3 protein-coding genes, 1 tRNA gene and 1 pseudogene are annotated in these 1989 nt (G+C 66.9%); 3 read left to right on the top strand and 2 right to left on the bottom strand.

From position 1 onward, the window contains the following. Positions 1-177, bottom strand: a pseudogene (locus GJ633_RS16210) (dihydropteroate synthase); the annotation flags it as partial. A 147-nt stretch (positions 178-324) separates the two neighbouring features. Here GJ633_RS16210 and GJ633_RS16205 point away from each other — a divergent pair. After that, on the top strand, positions 325-933 hold the full coding sequence (locus GJ633_RS16205; protein ID WP_156589594.1) for a hypothetical protein: 609 nt from the start codon (positions 325-327) through the stop codon (positions 931-933). 84 nt (positions 934-1017) lie between these two features. Further along, positions 1018-1101: transfer RNA gene (locus GJ633_RS16200), tRNA-Ser, on the top strand. Positions 1102-1243: 142 nt separating this feature from the next. Here the strand turns inward: GJ633_RS16200 and GJ633_RS16195 are convergent. Further along, positions 1244-1687 carry a helix-turn-helix domain-containing protein gene (locus tag GJ633_RS16195; protein ID WP_156589593.1) on the bottom strand — a complete coding sequence of 148 codons (444 nt, stop codon included), beginning with the start codon at positions 1685-1687 and terminating at the stop codon, positions 1244-1246. A 69-nt stretch (positions 1688-1756) separates the two neighbouring features. On the opposite strand from GJ633_RS16195, the gene GJ633_RS16190 reads away from it, so the two are divergent. Next, on the top strand, positions 1757-1989 hold a 233-nt coding region (locus tag GJ633_RS16190; RefSeq protein WP_156589592.1), incomplete at its 3' end, for a DoxX family membrane protein.

Below are 1989 nucleotides of genomic sequence, written 5' to 3'. Positions count from 1 at the left end.
GTCGACGATGTCGGCGCCCTCGCCGATCAGCTCCTTGTCGACGTACTCGGCGGCCTCGCCCGGGTCGTCGTACACGCTGGGGTCGTACGGCGACTCCGCGGAGACGTTGAGCACGCCCATGATCCGGGGCGGGTGGTCGTCGCCGATCCCGAGCCCCGCGGCGTCCACGTTTCGCATACGGGTCCCACGGTCGCGATCGGTATAAACGGGCCGAGTACCCGACGGCCTCGCCGGGGCGTCGCTCACGGCGATGCGTGCGTCACTAAAACGACCGCTTGCGCATCACGAACGTATAATCGGCGTGAGCGAGAGAGACGACACGCCATGCGCCGACGAACCGCGCTCACCGCGATCGCTGGCGTCGGCGGGGCGCTCGCCGGGTGTCTGCGATCTCCGACGGCCGAGTCCGAGTCGGTCGCTGTCGTCGACGGCTTCGACGGCGAGATGACGCGCCCGGAGTGTGACGCCGAGTCCGAACCGATCGACGTGAGGGTGGGCGACGAGACGCGCGAGTTCGAAACGGCAGCGACGATCCGGTACCCGGCCCCGCCGGACTCGCTCGGCGATCAGGCGGTTCTGGACTACGTCGTCGACTTCGAGGAGGCGTACGTGACCAACGAGTCGATCTGTGAGTCGACCGAATCCGGACACGTGCTCTCGGTCGCCTATCGATCGGCGCGGACCGAGACGTTCGATTGGGGAGAGGACGCGTGGCTCGTGTTCTGCCGGTACGCCGGCGGGGCGATCGCCGGCGTCGACGACGGTCAGTTGTGGGAGGCAGACGTCGGATTCGATCAGGTCGTGTACGCGGTCGACGAGACCGGCGCGGCTCGCGCCGCGTTCGACGAACCACGTGATCCGTCCCGAGACGAGATCGCGTCCGCGGCCCCGGATCCCGTCCGGCGGGGCGAACTCGTCGCCGTCTTCGAGTGACGCCCGATCCGTCTGGCGTCAGTACCTGAGCGGATCGAGCGACACCGACATGCCTTAGTTGGGCGGCCGCGAGCCTCGACGTGTGGTGGGATGGCAGAGTGGCCCATTGCGCCGGTCTTGAAAACCGGTAGCCTCACGGCTTCCTGGGTTCAAATCCCAGTCCCACCGCTTCTCGCCTGCTCCCGGGTCGCGTTCGGAGCCGATCAGACAACTCCGCCCGTATCCTCGTCCGAAACCGAACGCTCGCCGCGATGCGGTCGATCCGACTGGGACGCTATCACCGTTTTCAGTCGATCATCCTCGGTCGTCCTCAGTCGTCGCTGTCGTCGCGCTGCTCGCTGCACGCGGCGAGCCACTCGTTCGCCCACGCGTCGATCTCCTCGAAGACGGGCGCGAGCGACTCGCCTTTGGGCGTGAGGCTGTAGTACGTCGCCACGGGGGCGTCCTCCTCCAGGCGGCGATCGACGAATCCCGTCTCCTGGAGGTCGTCGAGCACGCGCGAGAGGGTGCGAGCGTTCGCGTCCGTCTCGCGTTTCAGCTCGTTGAACCGCAATTCGCCGTTCAACAGCTCGTGGAGGACGACCAGCCGCCAGCGCGATCCGATCTGTTCGAGCGAGTCGACCACGGGACACGGCGTCTCCGGTGCCGTCACGCCCGGCTCTGAGTCGGTCGATCCGGCCTCCGAGGTCGCCGATTCGGTCTCCGCGCTCGTCGTCTCCGTCGATTCCGCCTCGGCGAGTTCCTGCGATGACATCGGTGTTACCTACTAACCCAATTGTCCGGGAACGGATATATAGGTTGCGTCCGTACAGTGGGTTACACGATGTTAGCTGCATTCACGACGTTACCGCTCCAGTTCGACGCGCCCCTCGCGGGCGAGATATTCCTGCTCGGCCGCCTGCTGTTCGGGGGCGTGCTGGCATTCATGGGGCTCAATCACTTCATGAACCTCGACGACATGGCCGGCTACGCCGAGTTCAAGGGGCTCCCCGCCCCGCGGTTCTCGGTGGTCGCCTCCGGGCTCGCCCTCGCCCTCGGCGGGGTCGGCGTCGCGGT

Source organism: Halorubrum sp. CBA1125 (assembly GCF_009742825.1).
GTDB lineage: Archaea > Halobacteriota > Halobacteria > Halobacteriales > Haloferacaceae > Halorubrum.
This window is presented reverse-complemented; position numbering and strand designations above follow the sequence as displayed.